Source organism: Allobosea sp. P2_A10 (genome assembly GCF_056405115.1).
In genome coordinates this window covers 38845-45975 of sequence record NZ_JBFUCS010000027.1, presented here as the reverse complement: position 1 = coordinate 45975, position 7131 = coordinate 38845, and the positions used below count along the sequence as shown (strand labels likewise).

Below are 7131 nucleotides of genomic sequence, written 5' to 3'. Positions count from 1 at the left end.
ACTTGCCGCGATGGGGACGCGCGTCTCGCGCCGTTCATGCACGCGCCGCCAGTCGAGGCCTTCGAGCAACGCCTGCAACTGTGCCGCTGTCAGCCGAACGACACCGTCGGCGATGGCGGGCCACTGGAACTTGCCGTCTTCCAGCCTCTTCGAGAACAGGCAGACACCCGTCCCATCGAAGTAAACCAGCTTGATCCGGTCGGCGCGCCGCGCCTGGAACACATAAACCGTGCCCGAGAACGGATCGGCGCCCATGCTCTCGCGCACCAGCGCGGCCAGACCCTCCGCGCCCTTGCGGAAGTCGACCGGCTTCGTCGCGATCATGACGCGGACCGCGCCGGTCGGGCCGATCACGAGCCGCCCTTCAGCGCGCCGATCACCGCGGCAATCGTCTTCGGGYTCGCACCGGTTCCGACACGCACTACGACGCCGTCAATCTCAATCTCGATCCCGCCGCTCGGCCTGGCGACAGTGCGACGACGACGCGTGGCCGGCTGCTTCACGGTCTCGGGTTCCGAACGAGTTGCATCGACCACCGCAGGCACGAACATGGGCGACGATGCCGGCTCTGGCGCTCGCCGCAAAAGACGCCGCCAGCCGAACAACTGCTGCGGAGACAAGGCATGGCGGCGCGCAATCTCGCTTACCGTCGCTCCCGGCTCGTAGCTCTCCGCCACGATCCTTGCCTTGTCGTCGTCCGACCAGTCTCGTCGGCGCCCGGTCCCAGTGAAGACCTCGAACCGGCGAACCGGCTCGTCGTCGCCGGATTTAAGCGTAAGCTCTGAAATCGTCATGTGTCGAAGCCCTCAGGGGCTTCAAACATCGGCGCTCAGACCGCTCCAGCAAAGGTCCAACGGGACAGCGCTTACGATGTACCGCCGACCGAACACCTCGAAGCCGACGCCGGGGCACAAGATCTTCCCCTATCTCTTGCGCAAGCTGCCGGTGACGCGTCCCAACCAGGTCTGGGCGATGGACATTACCTACATCCCGATGGCGCGGGGCTTCGTCTATCTGACAGCCGTCGTAGACTGGTTCAGCCGCAAGGTCCTGGCCTGGCGGCTCTCGATTACCATGGACGTGGCCTTCTGCATCGATGCCGTCGAGGAGGCCATTGCGCGCTTCGGCAAGCCGGATATCTCAGCGCAATGCCAACGGCATTGTCGCGACAACACGGACCAAGGCTCGCAGTTCACCAGCCGCGAGTCCACCGCCCTGCTGAGCGGCGCGGGCATCCAGATCAGCATGGACGGAAGCGGCGCTTGGCCCGACAACGTCTTCGTCGAGCGCATCTGGAAATCGGTCAAATACGAGGAGGTCTACCTGCGCGCCTACGCCAGCGTATCCGACGCGCGCGCCTCGATCGGCCGGTATCTCGCCTTCTGCAACGGCCGGAGGCCTCACCAGAGCTTGGGACGGCAGACGCCCGATCAGGCCTACTTCAACGCGCTGCAGCCAATCCCGGTTGCGGCATAACCTGGGCCAAAATCCACTTAGAGCCTGAAGATTTTAGTTGGAAGCGTACCCTGAGTTTTTGAGGTATGCGGCGCATTCCTGTGCTGAGAAGGTTTCGAGCAGAGTTCCGATGCGGTGCCGCGTTGCCTCGACGGTGCGTTCTGCGGCCTTTCGCATGAGGTGCTTGAGCTTGGCGAAGACCTGCTCGATCGGGTTGAGGTCCGGGCTGTAGGGCGGCAGGAAGAACAGACGCGCGCCGGCGGCCCGGATGGCGCTGCGGACGGCTGCTCCCTTGTGCGAGCCGAGATTGTCGAGGACGACGATGTCTCCCGGCTTCAGGGTCGGCACGAGTTCGGTCTCGACATAGAGGCGGAAGAGTTCGCCGTTGATCGGCCCGTCGAGCACCCGGGGCGCGGTGATGCGGTCGCGACGAAGCGCCGCGAGGAAGGTCATCGTTTTCCAATGGCGTGGGGAACCTTGGCCTTCAGCCTTTCGCCGCGCCTGCACCAGCCGCGCAGCGGCGCCATGTTGGTCTTGGCCCAGGTTTCGTCGATGAAGACGAGGCGCGTCTGGTCGATCTTGCCCTGATGGGCTTTCCAGCGCACCCGCTTGCGCGCGACGTCAGGACGATCCTGCTCGCTTGGCAGCACGCTTTTTTTTGAAGCTTAGATCCGCGTCATGGATGAAGCTCCAGACTGTCCGATAGTCCACGGTCAGACCACGCCCGGCCAGTTCCGCGACGAGGCCGCGCAAGGTGAAACATCTAGAGACAGCCCACAAACTGTTCAGACAAACCGAGCCAGCTCTTTCTGAAGCCCGCAAGCGGACATTCGCTACTACTGCGATAAGCCGCAAGCCTCGCTCGCTCGTCCGAGCGAAATGCGCCAAAAGCGCCCTCGCCGTTCGCGGGCGAAATGCGCCAGCATCAGAACTTCAGCGACCTTTGGGAAGCTGCCCTTCGGATTTGGTCGCTTCGATCCATATCAGCGGCTCGAACATGCTATTTCCGAATAAGAGCCAGACTTCGGATCAATCGCGCGATGAGACAGCGACGCTGGCGCTAAAGCCGTGTTGTTCAGTTCTCTGACTGGCTCACAAAGCCCGCATCGGCGTCACGATGAGACGCCCATCTGGCGCCGACGACAGTGCTGCCTCCACCCCGAAGACTGAGGCGACCATACCTTCGTCGATGACGTCGCCGGGCCTGCCGCAGCAGACGACCCGGCCCTGCCGCATCACCATCACGGCATCGGCGAAGCGGGCGGCGATGTTGAGGTCGTGCAGGATGACGAGCGTCGTCAGCCCGCGCGCCTTCGTCATGCGCAGGACGATCTCCATCACTTCAAGCTGGTGGCGGATGTCGAGCGCGCTGATCGGCTCGTCGAGGAGGAGCAGCGTCGGTTCGGAGGCCAGCGCCTGCGCGAGGAAGACGAGCTGGCGCTGGCCTCCGCTGAGCTCGCCGAGATAGCGCGCCGCAAGCGGCATCAGGTCGAGCTCGGTCAGCACCGCCTCGACCGCGGCAAGATCATTCGAGCCGACGCGCAGGCCCAGGCGGCCGAGACGTCCGAGCAGCACCGTCTCCAGCACGGTCAGGGCCGTGCGGGCGCCGATATCCTGCGGCATGTAGCCGATGCGCTCAGGCCTCGCAGGCGATCCTTCGAACGCGATGGCGCCGATGTGATTCACCAGTCCCGCTATGGCCTTCACCAGCGACGACTTGCCCGAGCCGTTGGGGCCGATGACGGCCAGAACCTCGCCGGGCTCGGCGACGAGGTCGAGGCTCTCGATCGCCAGCGTCGCACCGTAGCGGACGCTCAGGCCTTCGACGGTCACCCTCACCAGAAGGCCCTCCGGTTGCGCAGGATCAGCCAGATGAAGAACGGCACGCCGATCAGCGAGGTGACGATGCCTATCGGAACGATGGCGCCGGGAAGCACGGTCTTGCTGGCGATAGAGGCTAGCGACAGCAGCAGCGCGCCATAGAGCGCCGAGGCTGGCAGGAAGCTGCGCTGGTCCTCGCCGACGAGGATACGCGCGATGTGCGGCGCGACCAGCCCAACGAAGCCGATCGTGCCGACGAATGCCACCGCGACGCCGGTCAGTGCCGAGATCAGGGCGAAGGAGCGCAGCCGCAGACGCCGGACATCGACGCCGAGACCCCGCGCCCGCTCGTCGCCGAGCTTCAGCGCCGTCAAGCGCCAGACATCGGCGATGAGGACAGGGATGCAGAGAACAAGCACCGCGGCGATGATCCAGAGCTTGCTCCAGGTCGCCTTTTGGAGGGAACCGAAGAGCCAGAACACGATCTGCTGCAGGGCCTCGGGCGAGGCGACGAACTGCAGCAGTGCCAGCAGCGCCTGGAACAGGAAGAGCAGCGCGATCCCCGCCAGCACCAGCATCTCCGGCGAGGACTCGCGCGCCTGCCCGATGCCGTAGACGCCGGCGCAGGCGATCGCCGCGAAGAGGAAGGCCATCAGCGGGATGCCATAGGCTTCGGGCACCGGCATGGCGACGCCGAGCACGATGACGAGCGCCGCCCCGAAACCGGCGCCCGCCGAGACGCCGAGCGTGTAGCTCGACGCCAGCGGGTTGTTGAGGATCGTCTGCATGATCGCGCCCGAGAGCCCAAGCGCCGCGCCGACGACGAGAGCGACGAAGGCGATCGGCAGCCGGATCGACCAGACGATGGCATCCACCGTGCGATCCTGCGCCAGGCCGAACACGGATTTCGCGACGGCAGCGACCGGCAGGAAGGCCGGCCCCGTCGCGACGTCTAGCACCAAGCTGACGAACAGGCCGACGCAGCCGATCGCGATGACGGCGACGCGCCGAACCGACAGCCGCCGGTACGTCGCCGCGATGGACGCCGAGGCGTTCACGGCTTCAACGGCAGCATCCAGGTGCCGCTATAGGCGATCGGCAGATACTTCTCGTGATAGGCCTTGAAGGAGGCGACCGGATCGACGTCGGCGAAGGCCTCGGGATAGAGCCGCTTGCCGATATACTGCATCGCCACGTAGTCGTAGAGCGTGCGGGCCAGCCCGTGCTCGATCGCGTTGATGTCGCCTGACTTGATCGCCTTGAGATCGGCCCAGCCTGCACGCTCGGCATAGGGCTTCAGGCTGGCGCGGGTCTCGGCCTCCGGAATGTCGTAGCCGGTGCGCACCGCCTTGGGCCTGCCCACCCAGGATGATGAGGCCATCAGGATCAGGTCCGGGTTCTCGGCAATCACCGCCTCGCCGTTGAGTGGGCCCCAGGGGCCGGGGATTTTTCCGGTGGCGATGTTGTCGGCCCCCAGCGTGGTGATGATCTTGCCCCACATCGTGTTGTTGTAGGTGTTGCCGACCGTGTCGGCCCCGGCCTGGCCGAGCTCGACATAGACCTTCTTCGGCTTGGCGCCGGCGGCACTGGCCCTTTCGACGCGGGCGATTACATCCTTGTATTGGCGCTCGTAGAGGCTCGCGAGTTCCTCGCCCCGGGCTTCCGCGCCCATGACCTTGCCGAGCGCCCGTGTCGAAGCGAGATGGCGCTCCAGAAGCTGGGCATTGTAGTCGATCACGACGACCGGGATGCCAGCCCCCTCGATCTGCTGCATCTGCGTCGTGGCGGCCGTGTAGCCCCATTCCGACATCAGCAGAACATCGGGCTTGAGGCTGATGATCTTCTCGGCGCTGAGGCTGTTGTCCTCGGTGAACCCGAAATCGGGCATGGCGGCGAGGTTAGGGATCACCGCCTTGTAGCGGTTGAAGATCAGCGGCCGCCAGCCCTCCCAAGGACCGCGCGAGATGCCGACGACCTTCTTCCAGCCATCGACGCCCGCGACGGCGGTGAACTCCTCGAAGTTGAAGTTCACCGCGACGCGCTTGACCGGCAGGTCGACGGTGACCTTGCGTCCGAGCGCGTCCGTGATCTCGATTGGGGCGGCGAGCGCTGCAAGCGACGAGGCGAGCAGCGCCGCGCCGGCGAGCAGATTTCTGAGAGACGGAATCATATTCGGCTCCTTGGGTTTCGGTCCGGGATGGGGTTGCAATGTCGGAGGGCCGGCGCGGTCATGGCCTGATCTCCAGTGTCTCGCTGAGGCGCAGCATCTCGAATCCGAGACCAGAATTTCGAGCTCGACGGTCCAGCGGCCGGGAACGGGCAGGTTGAGCCCGTCGATGCGCCAGACGCCGTCTTGCCCAAGAACTGCTGGACGCTCGATGGCTTCGATCCCGGCGACAGTGTTGGAGAGCGCGACGCGCAGTTCCTTTGCCGGCAGCGGCCCGAACTCACCGTTCAGCAGCGAGATCGCGAGCGTCACAGGCCCGACCTGGCCCGGCGTCACGGCGATGTCGGCCATCGCCTTGAGCGTGTGGATGTGGACCGAGGCCGGCTGGCTGGCGGTCATGGCGAGCGCGCGCGGCGGCGGCGTGAAGCGCCAGAGCGCCGCCGTGCCGAAGACCAGCAACATGAGGACGATCTCGGCCGCGATGATGCGACGGATCTGCAGGACCGCGCCGCCATCGCCCGATCCCGCTCGGGCCGTCAGTCGGAAGCGGTTCCAGGCGGCGAGCCCGAACAGGACGGCGACGAGGGCGAGCTTCACGAGGAGCACCCGGCCATAGGCCGTTGCGACCAACGCGCCCGGCGTCTCGACCTGGACGATGGCAAGGACCGCGCCACTGGCGAGGATCACGCCGACGATGAAGGGGATTTGCCTGGAGAACCGAGCGAGCGCCCCTGCGGCTTCATCACGTCTCAACGCGACCATCAGCGGCAATAGCGCGCCGGCCCAAAGGGCGACACCAACGGTGTGGAGGAAAACGGCGGGCCGCATCAGTGCCTGGGGCGATGCTGCGCTTGCATGACCGCTGGCAGCGAGCGCGGCTCCGACGCCCAGCAGCGCAGTCGCGGCGAGACCCGTCCGGGCGGTTGCGCGGACGACGAGGGAGGCTAGGCCCACCGCGAGCGAGATCGTGGCGATCAGCACCGTCACGCCAAAGCTGCTGCTTGCAGCCGTGCGCCAGACTTGCATCTGCGTGACGCTCGCGGCCGAGGCCCCGAGAGCGTCCAGCCCTTGCGCCGCCAAAGCGAGCGGAATGGCGATGAGACCCACGCCGATCAGCACGGCGGAGAACCTGCGGGCTCCAGCGGACAACGGCGCGACCCAGGCAACGAAGGCCGCCCCGCCGACGCCGAGAAACAGCCCGAGATAGAGTCCGAGCTTTCCCAACCAGAGCCCCGCGCGAACGACGGGATCGAACGCGGGCTCCACCACCGGAGCCGCAGCGCTCGGCGCGCCGATCGAGAACACGACCGCGCCGCCGACCGGATGGCCATCCTCGGAAACGACGCGCCAGCTCAGGACATGCGTGCCGCCGCCGAGACCGGCCGGCGGCTCGATCGCCAGCGTCTTATCCCGAAGAGCGTAACGGCCCAGCGTCCGGCTGGCGCCGTCGGGACCGATCAGCGTCAGGACCAGCGGCGACACGGGCTCGCTGAAGCTCAGCGCCAGTTGGCTCGGAGCCGTCGCCACGACCGCGCCATCGGCGGGCGACGCCGAGACCAACGCAGCATGCGCAAAGGCCTGCCCTGCAGTCGCCAGTGCGACGACCATGGAACAGAGCAGAGGGAGCGTGAGGCGAAGGAAGGCGGCCATGCGAGATGCCATGAAAGGTCCCTCGCGGCCGGGCGCGA

At 66.2% G+C, this 7131-nt stretch carries 5 protein-coding genes and 2 pseudogenes; 1 reads left to right on the top strand and 6 read right to left on the bottom strand.

The features are described from left to right. Both tnpB and tnpA read right to left on the bottom strand, forming a co-directional pair. Window positions 1-324, bottom strand: a 324-nt coding sequence (gene tnpB / locus AC1DZY_RS24555; protein WP_476822777.1) for an IS66 family insertion sequence element accessory protein TnpB, incomplete at its 3' end; no start/stop codon positions are given. Between the two features lie 26 nt (window positions 325-350). Beyond that, window positions 351-794 (bottom strand): IS66-like element accessory protein TnpA, encoded by a 444-nt coding sequence (gene tnpA / locus AC1DZY_RS24550; protein ID WP_476822776.1) that lies wholly within the window; start codon window positions 792-794, stop codon window positions 351-353. 76 nt (window positions 795-870) lie between these two features. Between tnpA and AC1DZY_RS24545 the strand changes: the two are divergent. Further along, window positions 871-1476, top strand: a pseudogene (locus tag AC1DZY_RS24545) (IS3 family transposase); the annotation flags it as partial. A 33-nt stretch (window positions 1477-1509) separates the two neighbouring features. On the opposite strand, the pseudogene AC1DZY_RS24540 reads toward AC1DZY_RS24545, so the two are convergent. The 4 genes and pseudogenes from AC1DZY_RS24540 to AC1DZY_RS24525 all read right to left on the bottom strand — a co-directional run. Beyond that, window positions 1510-2232, bottom strand: a pseudogene (locus AC1DZY_RS24540) (IS630 family transposase); the annotation flags it as partial. Between the two features lie 315 nt (window positions 2233-2547). Beyond that, the gene (locus AC1DZY_RS24535) at window positions 2548-3294 is read right to left on the bottom strand and encodes an ABC transporter ATP-binding protein (RefSeq protein WP_476822775.1); all 747 of its coding nucleotides are present in this window, start codon (window positions 3292-3294) and stop codon (window positions 2548-2550) included. Further along, window positions 3291-4334 carry a FecCD family ABC transporter permease gene (locus AC1DZY_RS24530; protein WP_476822774.1) on the bottom strand — a complete coding sequence of 348 codons (1044 nt, stop codon included), beginning with the start codon at window positions 4332-4334 and terminating at the stop codon, window positions 3291-3293. The genes AC1DZY_RS24535 and AC1DZY_RS24530 overlap by 4 nt, the downstream gene beginning before the upstream one ends. Then, the gene (locus AC1DZY_RS24525) at window positions 4331-7093 is read right to left on the bottom strand and encodes a CopD family protein (protein WP_476822773.1); all 2763 of its coding nucleotides are present in this window, start codon (window positions 7091-7093) and stop codon (window positions 4331-4333) included. The genes AC1DZY_RS24530 and AC1DZY_RS24525 overlap by 4 nt, the downstream gene beginning before the upstream one ends. Between the last annotated feature and the right edge of the window lie 38 nt (window positions 7094-7131).